The 15,111-nt window shown below is 35.8% G+C and carries 13 protein-coding genes; 4 read left to right on the top strand and 9 right to left on the bottom strand.

Annotated elements, in window-relative coordinates; translation table 11 throughout:
* Positions 1-88: 88 nt before the first annotated feature.
* From ACRD62_RS19850 to ACRD62_RS19840, 3 genes are all read right to left on the bottom strand, one after another.
* The gene (locus tag ACRD62_RS19850) at positions 89-718 is read right to left on the bottom strand and encodes a YdeI/OmpD-associated family protein (protein WP_430821864.1); all 630 of its coding nucleotides are present in this window, start codon (positions 716-718) and stop codon (positions 89-91) included.
* 243 nt (positions 719-961) lie between these two features.
* Positions 962-1,966, bottom strand: coding sequence for a glycoside hydrolase family 43 protein (locus tag ACRD62_RS19845; RefSeq protein WP_430821863.1), 1,005 nt, complete (start codon positions 1,964-1,966; stop codon positions 962-964).
* A gap of 426 nt (positions 1,967-2,392) precedes the next feature.
* A complete protein-coding gene (locus ACRD62_RS19840) occupies positions 2,393-3,412 on the bottom strand; it encodes a DUF3667 domain-containing protein (protein WP_430821862.1) in 1,020 nt (339 codons plus the stop codon).
* A gap of 410 nt (positions 3,413-3,822) precedes the next feature.
* Here ACRD62_RS19840 and ACRD62_RS19835 point away from each other — a divergent pair, with 410 nt between their 5' ends.
* From ACRD62_RS19835 to cobT, 4 genes are read left to right on the top strand one after another with little or no spacing between them, the layout of a single operon-like run.
* Positions 3,823-5,307 (top strand): cobyric acid synthase, encoded by a 1,485-nt coding sequence (locus ACRD62_RS19835; protein ID WP_430821861.1) that lies wholly within the window; start codon positions 3,823-3,825, stop codon positions 5,305-5,307.
* A complete protein-coding gene (locus tag ACRD62_RS19830; protein ID WP_430821860.1) occupies positions 5,300-6,340 on the top strand; it encodes a pyridoxal phosphate-dependent aminotransferase in 1,041 nt (346 codons plus the stop codon). The genes ACRD62_RS19835 and ACRD62_RS19830 overlap by 8 nt, the downstream gene beginning before the upstream one ends.
* Complete coding sequence (gene cbiB, locus ACRD62_RS19825; RefSeq protein WP_430821859.1) at positions 6,340-7,278, top strand: adenosylcobinamide-phosphate synthase CbiB; 939 nt, start codon at positions 6,340-6,342, stop codon at positions 7,276-7,278. Before ACRD62_RS19830 ends, cbiB begins: the two co-directional genes overlap by 1 nt.
* 11 nt (positions 7,279-7,289) lie before the next feature.
* The gene (cobT, locus tag ACRD62_RS19820; RefSeq protein ID WP_430821858.1) at positions 7,290-8,354 is read left to right on the top strand and encodes a nicotinate-nucleotide--dimethylbenzimidazole phosphoribosyltransferase; all 1,065 of its coding nucleotides are present in this window, start codon (positions 7,290-7,292) and stop codon (positions 8,352-8,354) included.
* 52 nt (positions 8,355-8,406) lie between these two features.
* Here cobT and ACRD62_RS19815 read toward each other — a convergent pair whose 3' ends face one another.
* The 6 genes from ACRD62_RS19815 to ACRD62_RS19790 all read right to left on the bottom strand — a co-directional run bounded on the left by ACRD62_RS19815 (position 8,407) and on the right by ACRD62_RS19790 (position 14,900).
* Positions 8,407-9,054: a DUF4956 domain-containing protein gene (locus ACRD62_RS19815; protein ID WP_430821857.1), complete on the bottom strand. Its 648-nt coding sequence runs from the start codon at positions 9,052-9,054 to the stop codon at positions 8,407-8,409.
* 21 nt (positions 9,055-9,075) lie between these two features.
* Positions 9,076-9,843, bottom strand: a complete 768-nt coding sequence (locus tag ACRD62_RS19810; protein ID WP_430821856.1) for a polyphosphate polymerase domain-containing protein — start codon at positions 9,841-9,843, stop codon at positions 9,076-9,078.
* Positions 9,824-10,552 carry a DUF2490 domain-containing protein gene (locus ACRD62_RS19805; RefSeq protein ID WP_430821855.1) on the bottom strand — a complete coding sequence of 243 codons (729 nt, stop codon included), beginning with the start codon at positions 10,550-10,552 and terminating at the stop codon, positions 9,824-9,826. Before ACRD62_RS19805 ends, ACRD62_RS19810 begins: the two co-directional genes overlap by 20 nt.
* A 4-nt stretch (positions 10,553-10,556) precedes the next feature.
* Positions 10,557-10,955, bottom strand: coding sequence for a hypothetical protein (locus ACRD62_RS19800; protein WP_430821854.1), 399 nt, complete (start codon positions 10,953-10,955; stop codon positions 10,557-10,559).
* Positions 10,956-10,960: 5 nt separating this feature from the next.
* Positions 10,961-14,509 carry a CotH kinase family protein gene (locus tag ACRD62_RS19795; protein ID WP_430821853.1) on the bottom strand — a complete coding sequence of 1,183 codons (3,549 nt, stop codon included), beginning with the start codon at positions 14,507-14,509 and terminating at the stop codon, positions 10,961-10,963.
* Positions 14,510-14,750: 241 nt separating this feature from the next.
* Positions 14,751-14,900, bottom strand: a complete 150-nt coding sequence (locus ACRD62_RS19790) for a GIY-YIG nuclease family protein (protein ID WP_430821886.1) — start codon at positions 14,898-14,900, stop codon at positions 14,751-14,753.
* Positions 14,901-15,111 lie beyond the last annotated feature (211 nt).

The raw sequence follows: 15,111 nt of genomic DNA, 5'->3' as shown, positions 1-15,111 counted from the left end.
CTAAAGGTGATTCAAAATTAAAGGGCTTTCTAGTCTTATCAAATTTAAAACTGTTAAACTTTCTTTAAACAGTGTCTGGATTCATAGATTAATCGTTCAGTCCTTTGCCTTTTAATATTTGAGGAATGTATTTTTCAATTCTGGCTAATCGGGTTTTTGATTGTTTTGCATGAGAAAAATAGAGTAAGTAAGCTTTTTGACGGCCCGGAGTAAGGTTCTCGAATGCAATTTTCAATTTCGGAAAATCATCCAGTTTAAGTTGAAACTCTTCGGTTATTTCAATGTTACTGGATTGACTGAAATCAACCTTCAATCCGGCTTTTTCTACTTCAACTGCTTCAAAAATTGTGGCTTTAATGTAGTCTTCAATTTTTATAATATCATCAACATTGGTAAATCTAAACTGACGAACAGCTTGCGAATTTTCTCCGGGAGCGACTAATAATTTCTCTTCATCTGTAAGCAGGCTTCCTTTGAAAAAACTGATACAGCAAAATTCTTTAAATGCAGCTATCATCAGAATGTTTTTTTTCTGATAAGTGTAACAAGGCATGCTCCATTTGTGATCTTCGGTAAGGCCGCAATTGAGCACAATTATTCGCAGTTGATCCAGTTCGTTCCTCCATTTATGCACTTTACATTCAGGAGTAGCTACCTTTGAACATCTGCCACAACCTTCCAATAAATATTGATCGACTTTTGGATTTAGTGCATTCATGATTTTTATTTTTCTTCAATAACCCTAAAGTAGTGCTTTTGTTTCTGTATTAATCAAATACTAAATCATTGTAACAGTCTGCTTTCTCATTCCAGATATATAATTTGGTTCCGAATTAATTATGTTAATTAAATTTTGATTATTTCCTTTATCTGAAGTGTATAAAAACAAAAAAAGCTTACCTAAATTGAGCAATGCTCGCGCAGGTAAGCTTATGGTATTATTAATTAACTATCTAAAAGCCTAATCAGCCAGTTCCTGCCCAAAGTCAGGAAATCCTTTTTCGTCCCATGTAAATGTGCGGGCGCGTGTGTGACGATTAACATCAGCCAATTCCCATCCTCTGATGTCTTTGTAAACCCTTGAATGGTAAATTAAAACATCTGTTTTTCCATCCTCGGCAACTGTAAACGAGTTATGGCCTGGTCCATAACGTCGAACGGCTTCATTGGTTGAGAAAACAGGTTTTTCAGATTTATTCCACGATTTAACATCAAGTAAATCTGCATTTTCATCAGCCCAAAGCAAGCCCATGCAATAATTATGATTGGTTGCACTGGCCGAATATGTGACAAAGATCTTTCCATTGCGTTTGATCACGGCAGGTCCTTCGTTCACATTGTGTTTACGCGTTTCCCATTCATATTCAGGTTTGGTAATCACAATCTCCGGTCCCTTTAATTTTATGGGTGATTCCATTTCAGACAGCACCAAAGAAGAGTTTTCAGGTCCCATTGATTGTGCCCAAATCATATATCTTTTACCATTATGCTCAAAAACGGTAGCGTCTAACGAAAAAGATTCTCTTTGAGTCATGATTCTACCTTCTTCTTTCCATTCTCCCTGAGTTGGATCTTCCGATTCATTTGATAAGGCATATATTCTGATATTCCACACATTTTCAGCATCTCCTGCTGCAAAGTAGATATACCATTTACCATCTAATCGGTGTAATTCAGGTGCCCAGATGTGTGCACCCATATTACCGGTTTCGTGTTTTCTCCAAACAACAACCGGCTCATTAACACCCAAATCATTTATAGTTTTCGATTTTATTATTTCGATGCGATCATACTCAGGAGCGGTTGATATCATGAAATATTCACCGTTATCGCTGCGAACTACCCATGGATCTGCTCTTTGTGGAACAATTGGGTTAATGTATTCTATTTTCTTTTCTTGCTGGCAGCAACCCGAAGTTGCAATTATTATTACCAGGGTCAGTAAACTTGTAGTTAGCAATTTCATATGATTGTTGATCTAGTTTTCTATTATTGAATCTTTATTAGCTTTACAATTATTCCATTTATCCATCAAATATATTTGTATCGATTACGATTAACCGTCAGGAATATTAAAAAAACTATCACAAAATTAACGGTGAATACAGTTCAATCCCTTTCTGAGAGTTTAAAACCATTAAATTTTGTACTTGCTAATATGTTTACATATCACCAATCAGAGGTTCAATAATCGAGAAAAAAAGTGTACAAATTCATCAAACTAAATAAGGGTTAAAGTTGGAATGATAGGACAATGAGTTAACACTCACAATTCAATTTTACCATAACGAGAATGTTATTGAATAGTAAGAACTGAGAAATCTTTAAAATAGTTAATCCTAGAACATGGTTCAGTTACTATAAGACTAATCTTCAGGAAAACAACTGTTAACTACATTAGAAAGAACGTAAATGCTACTAAAGTAATTAACCCTATGAACCAAACAAAGCCGTATAAAAACCACACCAGTGTTAATCTAAAAAATGTGCTGGTCCATTTACGCTTATATAATTTACGTGCCCCTATAACCTGGTATACCGGCATAAGAAGATATAGATATCCGGTCCAGGCTGTACTATGATTTGGAAAGATCAAAGCCATTCCAACTACAATAGAAGTGATGGTAAAAATAAATGAATGAATGTTTAAGGCGAATATTAAATGTCCAACATATAGGTTTTTACTTTTATAAAACAACATCCACAGGAAGAATGCAAATATGGGCATAAACAAAAACAATGACCATGAAGTATATTGAAAGAGTTTGGTTGTATACAACTCGGGGTGTTGTTGTATAAGTTTTGCAGTTTCTTCATACTTCGAAAATTCCTCATCATCATCTTCCAAGTCTTTATTAAAAATTGAATAACTTAAATTTGTAAGTGAAGAGTCCTTCTTCTCAATTATTTCTTTGTATGTACTGTATTGTGTTGAATCAAGATTGTTTTTTAGTTCAGAATCAACCTGGGTCATTATTGAGTCCTTGATGACCTTAACCGAATCAGCTTTAATAGGTGCATCATTCAAAGTAAATTCAGAATCATGACCATTTTTCATTCCGTTCTTAATCGAATTACCTGTTAGAGTAGAAATCAATAAAAACATAACAAAGCTGATGAAGACATAAAAGCGGAAAGGAGGCATATAACGTGCTCTTCTACCTTCAAGAAAATCCTGAGTAAGCTTACCGGGTTTAAAAAGTATGGCAACCAGTGTTTTTACCAATCGTGTGTCAAACGAAATGATGGTTCCCATAAAATCAACAATCATAAAACGAATAGGTCGTTCTATTTCTTTAACATGTTGTCCGCAGTTAGGACAATACTGGCCAACAAATGATGTATCGCAGTTTTTACATAGTTCTTCGTGATTGGTTGTTTCGGTAGAGTGATTATGAGAATCCTGATTCATGGTTTAAGGTTCGTTCAGATTAGATTTTCAAAGATAGAATTTTTTACTAATCAGTAAAGAATCTGGTGTAGAATATGCTTATTATTAAGTGACTAGCCTTTTTAGATAGTTCGGCAAGTAGGTTTTGCTAAAAGTGAAATTAGAATTAATACCATATTACGAAGAAAAATGGTTGTTAATAGATTTCTAATTGTTTCATTTTGAAGTGTGAAGCATTGCTTTAAAAGAGTCTCTAAATTAACCTTCTGAATTTTATGAATTCATACTGTTGATAAATTCTGATAAAACTACTTCCGTTATCAGGCTTGCTTTAGCTTATTATCATGTTTCATAACATATACTTAAACACCCGAATGAAATGTGCACGCACTTGTAAAACCTTATCTTTGCACAAAATTTCAACCTTAACCATGAAACAATTACGACCACTTATGATTGTTGGAACCTGTTCCGATGCTGGCAAGAGTGTAATAAATGCTGGTATTTGCAGGATATTGAAACAGGATGGATATGCCCCGGCACCGTTTAAGGCACAAAATATGTCGTTAAACAGCTATGCAACGCCTGAAGGATTCGAAATTGGCAGAGCTCAGGCCACACAGGCTGAGGCCTGTGGTATACCTTGTCATTCAGATATGAACCCGGTGTTGTTAAAGCCTACAGGTGATATGATGTCGCAGGTTGTACTGAATGGTAAGCCCGTTGGAAACAGATCGGCTTATGAATATTTTCGTTCTCATAACAGCCAACCGTTATTTGATGCAGCCTTCGAAGCATTTGAACGATTGACTACCCGCTATTCACCTATCGTATTGGAAGGAGCAGGTTCTATATCAGAATTAAACCTAAAAGATCGCGACATTGTAAATATGCGAATGGCTATTCGCACAGGAGCAGCAGTGTATCTGGTTGCTGATATCGATAGAGGTGGTGTTTTTGGTAGTGTTTATGGAACAGTAATGCTACTTGACGAAGAGGAAAGAAAGCACCTGAAAGGAATTATCATTAATAAGTTTCGTGGCGATATCCGATTGTTTGAGGATGGCAAAAAAACGATTGAGGACCTGACTGGAGTTCCTGTAGTTGGGGTAATTCCATATTTCAGAGATATTTATATTGAAGAAGAAGATTCGGTAGTTCTTGATCAAAAGAAAAAAACAGCAGTGGAAGATAAAGTAAATGTTGCTGTTGTTTTATTGAATCAAATGTCGAATTTTACTGATTTTAATGCCCTTCAACACGACCCCAGAGTGAATCTATATTATTCCGATCAGCTCAAAGAAATAAGAAAAGCAGACATTGTTATTTTGCCCGGATCGAAAAGTACCATTAAAGATCTTACTATTCTGAAAGAGAAAGGAATTGATAAACTTTTGATGGATATGTATAAGAGTGGTAAAACTGTGATTGGTATCTGTGGCGGTTACCAGATGATGGGTGAGAGTATTGCTGATCCTGACCAGCTCGAAGGAAATGTAAATCAGATAGAAGGCTTATTCTTATTGCCAGTTAGAACTGTAATCACCAATGATAAACAAACGGTTCAGGCTAAATTTCAATTTTTGAATCAGCCCGATGAATGTGAAGGATACGAAATTCACATGGGAAGAACAGATATTACAAAAGATATCCAACCATTGGTAACCTTGAAGGATGGCACCTTGGAAGGTGTGATGCTTAATGATAAATGCTGGGGTTCATACATGCATGGGATATTGGATAATCAGGTTGTGATAAATCATTTGCTGGCTCCATACAGTGATGAGAAGGTGTCGACCATGGGTTATAAAGAATTTAAAAATAAAGAATACGATCGTTTGGCTGATCATTTGCGTAACAACCTGGATATTGATTACATCTATAAAGTAATGAAAAGGGAGGATATTGATGCATAACCGGTTTGATCATGGAGATGATAGTTACAGATATGATCGTGAGATTGTAGCTGATTTCAGCACCAATGCATGGTATTTGGGTCCCGATCCATTACTGTTGGATCACCTGAAAGAAAAGATATGCTTGTTGGGTTCTTATCCTGAACCTTATGCAGAATCGTTTGTAAAAGAAATTGCAAAAAAATATGCGATCTCAACAAACAGTGTTCTGGCCTGCAATGGTACTATTGAGGCTATTTTTCTGATTGCCCGCTTATTTGCCGGTAAAAAAAGCCGTATCATGAGTCCTACCTTCTCGGAGTACGAACATGCTTGCCAGGTAAATAATCATACTATTAGCTTTTGCGGCTCTGGCTTTATAAGGGAAGGAATGCAAACTGATTTTGATCTCTTCTGGATCTGCAATCCAAATAATCCAACAGGTCAGGTAATTAAGCCTGATTCATTGTTGACTTTAGTTCGAAATAATCCCCAAACAACATTTGTGGTTGACGAGGCTTATGCCGATTTCTGTATGGATGATATCACATTGGACAGCAAAGCGGGTCAGATCGAAAACCTGATTGTATTAAAGTCGCTCACCAAAAATAATTGCTTATCCGGTTTGCGTTTGGGATATATTCTTTGTCATCCGGCAATGGGTAAAAGGTTAAAAGCTATCCAGGCACCATGGTCGGTAAATGCACTGGCTGTAGAAGCAGGGAAATATGTGCTTGAGCATCCCCGTATTACCATCGATGATCTTATTACATATCAATCATTGGCTCAGCAGTTGTTAAATGAAATATCGCATTTAGGATGTGAGGTGCAGTCGTCAAAAACTGGTTACTTTCTGTTGAAAACACCTCTTGAAGCCTCTGTTGTTAAAGATTACCTGGTAAACGAAATGGGAGTACTTGTTCGTGATGCATCCAATTTTCGTACGCTCACGCCATTTCATATTCGGGTAGCCAGTTTATCCGTCGACAAAAATCAATTATTAATATCAGGACTTAAGAAATGTCTGTCCGAAGCTAATGCAACTCATAGCTAATGGAATCATATGGAATAATTATAGCACTAGCCATTGCTTATTTTTTCGATTTGATTTTAGGAGATCCTATGTGGTTGCCTCATCCCATTGTTTACTTTGGAAAAGCCATTTCCTTTGGCGAGAAAAAGCTAAACAAAGATTCTAGCCGTCTGCTAAAGGGTGCATTATTGACTATTCTTTTAATCCTGTTTGTATTTTCTTTTTTTGAGGTGTTACAGTGGTTTACAAAATGGCTAAATCCTTATGTTTATTTTGGGTTTGTTGCGCTCTTCTTCTTTTATGGAATAGCTAACCGAACGTTGATTCATGAAGGAAGAATGGTCTTTAAGGAATTGGATAATAATGGTTTGGAAGCAGGGCGGAAACAACTTTCCAGAATTGTTGGCAGGGATACTTCTCAGTTAACTGAACAACAAATACGTACTGCGGTGTTGGAAACCATGGCTGAAAATCTGAGCGATGGAGTAGTGGCTCCAATCTTTTGGTATGCGGTAGGCGGTATTCCGGCAATGATGACATACAAAATGATAAATACCCTCGATTCAATGATTGGCTATAAGAGTGATCGGTATCTTTACTTTGGTAGATTTGCAGCCCGGATCGATGATGTTGTTAATTATATACCGGCTCGCATAAGCGCAATGCTTATGGCCCTGGCTGCTCCATCAATGAGGGCTATTTCTTATATATTCACTTTTGGTCGAAAACACAGCAGCCCAAATGCTGGGTACCCCGAAGCTGCCTTAGCCGGAATTTTAAATGTACGTTTCGGAGGTCCGAATGTTTATCATGGGCAATTGGTCGAAAAACCATATATAGGAAAAAATTATCGCGATCTCCAATATCGCGATTTTAAAATAACCTCCCGAATAAATCATACAGTATGTATTTTAACTGTGATAATTGTTATAACTATTCATATTATCAATAATTTATAAAAGTTTAAAACGTGTCGTTTACCATCGAAATTCCATCGTTACATAACGAGTTGAGAGAAGAATTACAGTATAAAATTGATCAGAAAGCTAAACCAATTGGTTCCTTAGGTCTGATGGAAGAGATTGCTCTTCAGGTAGGATTGATTCAAGGTAGCTTAACTCCGGAGTTGAAGCATCCGGTAATGCTAACTGTTGCTTCTGATCATCAGATATGCGAAGAGGGTGTGAGCCCTTGTCCGGTAGAAATAACCTGGCAGCAATGTCTGAACTTCTTAAACGGTGGTGGTGGAATTGGATTATTCAGTCAGGAATATGGATTTGATTTACGTGTGGTTGATGCTGGTGTTGATTACGACTTCAAACCACATCCTAAATTAATTGACGCTAAAGTACGAAAAGGCAGTAGAAACTTTTCTAAAGAGCCGGCAATGACTATTGAGGAGTGTCTGCAGGCATTGGAAAATGGGAAAAACATTGTGGCTAAACTGCATGATGAAGGATGTAATGTGGTTGGTTTTGGCGAGATGGGTATCGGAAATACTTCACCGGCTTCTGCACTATTATCTGTTCTTACCGGATTAGATATTGAAACATGTGTTGGACCTGGATCAGGATTGAGTAAAGAGGGGGTTAATCGCAAGGCTCAGATATTAAAGGATGCCATTACTAAACATAGTATTTCGAAGGATCCGATTGAGAACCTGGCTCGTTTTGGTGGATTGGAAATTGCCACAATAGCTGGAGGTATGCTGGAGGCAGCTGCACGAAGGATGGTGATAATCACCGACGGATTTATTACTACTTCAGCCTTATTGGTGGCACATCATATAAATGATAAAGTGGTGGATTATACCTTCTTTTCGCACCAATCACAGGAGCAAGGACATAAAAAGATGGTTGAATACCTGGGAGGAAAAGCAATTCTGGATTTAGGCTTCCGCCTGGGTGAAGGAACCGGATCGGCAGTGGCTTATTCTGTAATCAAAGGTTCAGTGGCCATGTTAAATAAAATGACCTCATTTGACGAAGCAGCTGTTTACAATACTGCAAATGATGATATCAGAATAGAATTATAGATAACAAAAATGCCTTGCGGTTCAGCAAGGCATTCTTTTGACATATTGTGATTTAATCATCATCGTCATCCATCTCGCTTACGTTTACATTGCTTACATCATCAGTATAATAGTAAACAATGATTTGTGCAGTATCTCGCAAGAAATTTATCTTGCCAATATCGATTCTGTGAATTGGTAAATCAGTGCGTTCTCTCAAATCTTCAATTAACTCTTTTCGTTTACCAGCCTTTATTAATTCAATCTTCTCGTATACAATCAATTTGCTGGATTCGTGTTTTAGTAACCAAACTCTTTCTAAACCATATGTTATACCTAAAATGGCTAAGTTGGTAAAGCCCAGCTCAATATAGCTTACATTGTCGCTACTTAAAGCATTGATGACAGCAATTCCAATGGTTAGGAATAAATAGGTCATCTCTTTAATAGGAATTTGTGTGGTTCGGTATCTGATTATTCCGAAAATGGCAAATAGTCCTAAGGCAAAACCTAGCTGTAGTTTCACACTTTCAAGTAGGAAACATAAAAGAAAAACAATGGTACCAATAAGTAAGAATGTGAACAAATAGTCTTTACGCCGTGCAGTCTGATAGTATAAAACTCGTACTAAAATTACAGTTACTAAAAGATTGAATGAAAACCGTATTAATAAGTTAAAAAAATCGCTCCAGTTAATTAGTGATGAGGTTGTAAAATCCATACAGTGGTTATTGTGTTAATGTTAGTTTAATTTGAATTTTTCGAGCAACTCAAATTTTTGTTTTAGACGGTTAGCCTTAATGTTTGAGTGTATCGAAGCAGCCCCAATACAATATTTGCTGCATGATTCCGGTCGAATACCATGTTTTTTTAAAACCTGCATTCCAGCCGAATTAATGTTGAATCTTGATTGCTTAAATTCAATGATAGCAGCTTCAGGAAAGTCGGCATCCTTATCATCGCCATGCGTAAATGATAGATCAAAATCAATGGTAAGCCTTTCGTCACTACCCACCAATGTTATTCGATAAAATTCATTGGATAGCTTTAGTTCCAGATCTTCCATTTTGTATGGACTGTTTTCTTCTATAAAATGACTTTCATTAGTTGAGAATTCATGATTTTCCTTCTCGATTCTTTTTTTAATAGTACGTCGTTTATTGTTTTTGTATTTTACTTCCAAAAACAGCTTGCCAGAGGCTACATATTCTCGTTTTCTGATTTTAAAACGATTCAGTTTACCATTATGATGAGCTTCGTACATACTAAAATTCTGTGTATCGAAATATTCTGTTTTATATAAGAAAACTCTGTCATTATTGATATCAAGTACTTTATAGTCTTTCCCAATATCTCTTAAAAGAGTAGGAAGAATGGATACAGGAACAATGAATTTTGTGTCCATGCGATTCATCAGGCTTACATGATTCATTTCATCCAGACTAATGGGTGAAAAATTTTGCAGTACATTGCCAATTTCCTCGTATATATTATTCGGTTGCAGCTTCATTTTTATTCTTGTTCTTTTTCTTCTTTCTTTTCAAAAATTTTGGTTCATATTCCAATCCAACTAAAAGAATGTTTGTCAGGTCGGGGTTTGAAACTTCAAATTCGTTTTGTCTTTTATAAGATATCTTTGCGCTTAATCGTTTATTTATTTCTCTTTCAACGTTTATAAACCATCTTCGTTTCCATTCTCCCAAATCTTTTGAAGGAGCTAAGGCTGAAATATATTCAACTCCAAAACTTGGATCAACAGGCCAGTCTTTATCCTTAAACTTGACAGCAAACTTATGCCTGTGGGCCATAAAATCTGTTTTTCCATCAACAGAGGTATTTACGTTGGTGAAATCGTTTTGCCATATCCCTCTGTATTGCCATCTAAAGTGACCGGTTTTTACTTCGTATTTAAAAAATAATGAGAAACGATTTCTCCTGCGATTAAAATCAGGTGTTCTGTAATCAACAGTATAACGATAAAGACCTCCGATATTCAGATTTTTTATTACTTCATAATCAAGGCTGAATTCAGATTGCCAACTACTTAGCTGACTTGAGTTTTCAAAGAAACGTAACTCTGGTTCAAAAGAATAATTTAATTTCTTGCTTATTTCTCCTTTCACCGTAAAGTTCCACCACGTAACAAAATCCTCAACCTGAGCATCAATGGTTTTTACTGATAGTAATAACAGGACAATTATATAAAACCTTTGTTTCATAGCCCTAATCTAGTACAATCATATCTTCAACAATAATTTCCTGATCTTTCTCAGTTATACTTACTTGTCTTTCAACAATAGTAAGTTCCGAGGTCATATTATAATCAAGGGTTTTATCTTTTGAATAAGCATAAATTGTATAGTCACCTTCTCTCAGATAATTAAATTCAAAATAGCCATCATAATTAGTTTCTATCTTATCTCCAAAGTAAGGCTCATCACCATAAATGATATATACATCATATGCCTGGGCAGGATAGGAAGCTCTTAGATACGTGAAGTCAATATTATATTCTTCAACAATCACTTTACCACATATTTTAGAGGTACCACCTTCTCCGGCTCCCTTTTCGCAGGCCATCAGGCTAATCATCAATAGTAGTATGATTCCGATTTTTTTCATGAGTTTTAGTTAGTTATTACAATTTTAATGCTTTGTTGTTTGCCTTGTCCGAATAAGGTTAAAATGTAAACTCCTTGAGGAAGTTTATTATCTAAGTGAACATCTATTTGTTGTGCTCCCTCAAAATAGAATAGATTATTACTTTGATAAACTTTTGTTCCAGTCAGACTGGATATTTCAAGGTAGTAATTTCCTTCTTTTGTTGCATTGAAATATACATTTGCCTGATCAACAAATGGATTAGGCACGCATTGCAGATTTGCATCCAAACTTCTAGAAGGAGTGAAAATACCAAGGCTGGCGTGTGTACGGTTAGCTTCACCAGGTGTACCTCCATCAATAGAGGCTTCCCAGTTTTTACCCAGATAATTGTCAGTTTCAGGATCGATTAATTCAGCAGAAGCTCCTGTGCCGTTTGCATCGCTTGGCCATGATCCACTTGGGAAATAATCTACAAAATCAATTAACTTATTACTGCTGTTATAAAGTCTTAAATAGTCACCAGTACTACTTAATCCAAATTCAAACTCGCCAACTACATTGTTAACCATTGGATAAGTAGTCTTAAATTTCTCCAGGTCTTTACACAAAACAATGTATTCATCCGGAGCAAGTAGAATTGACTTATCAATTTGCATAGCTGAGTCTTTTTGTGTATCACTGAATGTCCAGTTTAACAAGTTAACACTTGTATTACCAGCATTGTATAACTCCACCCAGTCACCCGGTTTCATCGTCTCTGATGATTTATAAAATACTTCATTAAATACTACATTAACATCATCATCTGTAGCTGCTTCAAATACGGCTGTTAATGAGATGTTTCCAGATAATTTTGGTGCTATTCTTCTGTATTCCGAAGTATAAGTTCCGGTCCAACCCACAAATCTATAACCAGGATTAGGGATAGCAATCAATTCAATCTCTGAATTATTGTAATAATCATCAGAATATGGGAATCCGGTTATGTTTCGTTTATTCACTTTAATAAATCCCATGTTATTCGAAACATCCAGATTTACCAATACCTTTTGTGTATAGCCAAATACTTCCTGTAAATACTTCTCAAAGTAATAAGGACGATTACCCGCGAAGTTTTTTAATTTGATAACTTCATTGTTCCAGTCGGTGTAATTAAAACCCCATCTGGTACAATGATCAACTATCTCGGAGCTATAAAGCTGTTTAATAGAGTCGACCTTTGCATTCATAACACCGATACTCCAACAAGTATTTAAATAGTGTTTAGCTCTTTTTACAAATTGCTCTTTAAACTTTGTGTTGGTTTTTAACTTTCTGAAAACAAGCGTTGACCATGGTGGATTAGGCCAGTCTGGACCATTGTCGACTAATGCGTACGATAAGGTGTTGTAATTGTAATTTGTAGAACCGTATAAACTAAAACCAAAGTCTGTATCAAACAAAATCCAACGGAAACGACTTTTATTGCTCGTAGTATTCCAAAATTTGATATTATTACCCGGCCAGTCTCTGTTGTCAATAAAAGTCTGAGCTAAAATGTAATCGATATAATTATCTACATCAATATAATTTTTAACCTTTTCATAGTTTGTATCAGTACTCAAATTAGTGGTATTGATAAAATTTAGAAACTCTTCGTATTTTGTATTGACTCCCTGAACAACCTCTCCACCATTTTGGAGAATATTAACGGTTTCGGAATTGATATAGGTATGATCAGAAATAAAATGTTCATTAATTTTCTCTCGCAAATTAATTATACCAAAATACTCTCCATTTAAATATAATACAGTTGGTTGAAATCCCTGAGTTTCCAATTCTAAAGGATCCATCACATGTGAGATTAATGCATCACGAAAATGGGTGCTGTAGAAGTCGTTACCCGAATTACGGAGAACCAAAGCTTCGAACTTATCATTTTCTCTGTTATTGAAAAACTTGTAACTAAAAGATCCGTCACCATATTCTTTACGAGCATATAATGCCAGAGATTTTTGAGGATTGGCCCTTGACCAGGCTCCATAGATTTTTAATCCTGCACCCTGATCTATCTGCTTAATATTGTTTTTATCATAGTATTCAAAGTGAACAGGTTTCTCCCAATCCATCCAGAAGTTGGCTCCAAAATAAGGATTACCTGCTTCGGCATTTGGTCCCATCACATAAATTCCTGTATAATAATCCCATAAATTTGCAGGATCGGTTGAAATACTAACAATTGGTAATGTGTGTGATTCTCCAATAATATAAGTATTCGATACTACTGGTCCGGCTAATTTACCTGTATCAATAACACGAGCTCTAATAATGGAGGTTGTGCTAATGTTAAAGGCAGCACTATAAAGCTTACTTGATACCGTAGGAACCGATCCATCAGTTGTATAATAGATAATTGAAGATGGATTATCAGGATTTGAAAGTGATAAGGTTACAGAAGAAGCATGTTTTCCTCCTGCCACAGAAAAATGCACCGAATCGGTATTTAAAGTTGTGGCATAATCACCACTGTTGGCACTTGAAGGTGTAGGAGTCCCAAAATAGACCCATTGAGAATTACCATCAGTTCTTCTACCAAAGGAAATGTCTGCATTTAGGTTGGTTGCTCCAATAGAATCTACAAAAGTTTTATTATTAAAAAGGTAAAGTGATTCACCTTCAGCTTTTATCTTAAAATTTGTGTGTAAGTACGATTTTGGTAATTCAAGATATTCAGAGGCTGTGTGTCCTTGTGCATTTCTTAAACCCAGTGAAAGAAATGGAATGCAGGTAATATCTGAAGATGTTGTGCTGTGATTATGTACCTGAATAGCTATTACATTTTCGCCTTCCTTTAAAAAACCTGACCAATTGAGTAATGGAAATTCATTTGGAGCCAGTCCTTGATACATTCTTGCTTCATGATCATAGGTATCACTACCTTGGTTGTATGGAATAATTGTTCCTGGTGTACCCAGATTATCACGCGCTATTTCAATGCCATTAATATACGCAACAAAGCCATCGTCGTAATCCATATGCAGAACAGCCTGTGCAATATTACTTGTATCTTCGATTGAAAAGGTTTTACGAACAAATACACTCATAGTAGTGCCAATAACGGTTGCGTCATCATCATCTCCATATCCAAAACCACTGGGGCCTGTTGACCATGATGAGTCATCAAACCCAAGTGTTCTCCATGAGGCATCAGGTTCCTGGGTTGGTACGAGGTAGTTAAAACTATCCCCTTTATCAATAATGGTATACCACTCATTAACTAAGTCCGTTCTGTCTTTTCCAGAAGCAAATACTAATAAATGTGATTGACCAGGTAGTTGAATGTCTGGTATATTCCATTTGGTTGTATCCGAAATGTCATCAGATAAATAATAAGTAGCTAAATTAATTGGAGAAGTTGAAGTGTTAAATAGTTCTATCCAATCCGGAAAATCACCATCGTCATCACTTAAACCTGTTACGTTAGATGAAACAAATTCATTAATCTTGATTTGGCTATTTACAGATAGTGTATTTAGAAGTAAAAAAATGGATAAAACAAAAGTGTATCCTTTTATTTGGGAAGATGAATTCATAGCTGGTTTTCATAAAATTTGGTGCGTAATATTACTTCAAATTATTACGATATCAAAACCACAAAGTTCACATAAAACTCACATTGAATTAATGTTAGAATCGATGAATCCTTTTCAGGTACTGGATTTTAAGAACTTTGTATAAGTAGAGAAAATGTGTTTTTTGCCTAATTAATGCAATAAAATGATAAAAAAGTGGTATAAAAAATGGAAATGCAACGAATGTAAAAGGTGAAGATGATTAGCAATCTAAAAATGCTAGATAATCATTCAATGCAAAATTTATGCTTAGATCCAGAATTTGGTTCTGATTCGAGTTGTGCTGTTCAATTCTTAACTTTAGGTTTTGAGTTTGACCAATATAAAATCTGTCAAATTTCTCAGAATAAATTTATAAACGTTGTATTTGACCATGACTAAAAATACAAAAAAAAGTTGACTTCTTTCGAAATCAACCTTTTAAGTGGTGCCACCTGGAATCGCCGCGATAATTATCGTGGCAGGGACACACGGATTTTCGGTTCTCAAAAAGAGTATTTCTGTAATAGTTTTAGGGAAATCTCCGGATATAATTTTAAGTTATTGTAGTATGATCTGGTTCT

The sequence above is a fragment of the Carboxylicivirga caseinilyticus genome (assembly GCF_050589785.1).
Classification (GTDB): domain Bacteria; phylum Bacteroidota; class Bacteroidia; order Bacteroidales; family Marinilabiliaceae; genus Carboxylicivirga; species Carboxylicivirga caseinilyticus.
This window is presented reverse-complemented; position numbering and strand designations above follow the sequence as displayed.

Coding starts and splice junctions, on each gene's coding strand:
- ACRD62_RS19845 (WP_430821863.1), bottom strand. CDS start 1,966: ATGAAATTGCTAACTACAAGTTTACTGACCCTGGTAATAATAATTGCA.
- ACRD62_RS19800 (WP_430821854.1), bottom strand. CDS start 10,955: ATGAAAAAAATCGGAATCATACTACTATTGATGATTAGCCTGATGGCC.
- ACRD62_RS19850 (WP_430821864.1), bottom strand. CDS start 718: ATGAATGCACTAAATCCAAAAGTCGATCAATATTTATTGGAAGGTTGT.
- ACRD62_RS19815 (WP_430821857.1), bottom strand. CDS start 9,054: ATGGATTTTACAACCTCATCACTAATTAACTGGAGCGATTTTTTTAAC.
- ACRD62_RS19830 (WP_430821860.1), top strand. CDS start 5,300: ATGCATAACCGGTTTGATCATGGAGATGATAGTTACAGATATGATCGT.
- cbiB (WP_430821859.1), top strand. CDS start 6,340: ATGGAATCATATGGAATAATTATAGCACTAGCCATTGCTTATTTTTTC.
- ACRD62_RS19840 (WP_430821862.1), bottom strand. CDS start 3,412: ATGAATCAGGATTCTCATAATCACTCTACCGAAACAACCAATCACGAA.
- ACRD62_RS19805 (WP_430821855.1), bottom strand. CDS start 10,552: ATGAAACAAAGGTTTTATATAATTGTCCTGTTATTACTATCAGTAAAA.
- ACRD62_RS19795 (WP_430821853.1), bottom strand. CDS start 14,509: ATGAATTCATCTTCCCAAATAAAAGGATACACTTTTGTTTTATCCATT.
- ACRD62_RS19810 (WP_430821856.1), bottom strand. CDS start 9,843: ATGAAGCTGCAACCGAATAATATATACGAGGAAATTGGCAATGTACTG.
- ACRD62_RS19835 (WP_430821861.1), top strand. CDS start 3,823: ATGAAACAATTACGACCACTTATGATTGTTGGAACCTGTTCCGATGCT.